Annotated in this window: 1 protein-coding gene; it reads left to right on the top strand. The window is 67.3% G+C overall.

Features of this window, described 5'->3' with window-relative positions; all coding sequences use genetic code 11:
- The coding region (locus ACV229_RS40800) for an ATP-binding cassette domain-containing protein (RefSeq protein WP_448088692.1) at positions 1 to 349 on the top strand (349 nt) is incomplete at both ends.

The raw sequence follows: 349 nt of genomic DNA, 5'->3' as shown, positions 1-349 counted from the left end.
CCTGTACACGCCGGACTCCGGCGAGTTCAAGCTGGACGGCGCGGAATACAAGCCGACCGCGGTGCACCAGGTTGCAAAGACGGGCATTGCGCGCACGTTCCAGAACATCCGCCTGTTCGGCGGCATGACCGCGCTCGAGAACGTGATGGTGGGCCGCCACGTGCGCACCAGGCACGGTCTGCTCGGCGCGGTGTTCCAGACGCCGGCGGAACGCCAGGAAGAGCGTGAAATCAAGGAGCGCGCGATCGAGCTGCTCGAGTATGTCGGCGTGCTGCAGTACGCGGACTACACGTCGCGCAACCTGTCGTACGGCCACCAGCGCCGCCTCGAGATCGCGCGCGCCCTGGCG

Source organism: Burkholderia sp. MR1-5-21 (genome assembly GCF_053427715.1).
This window is presented reverse-complemented; position numbering and strand designations above follow the sequence as displayed.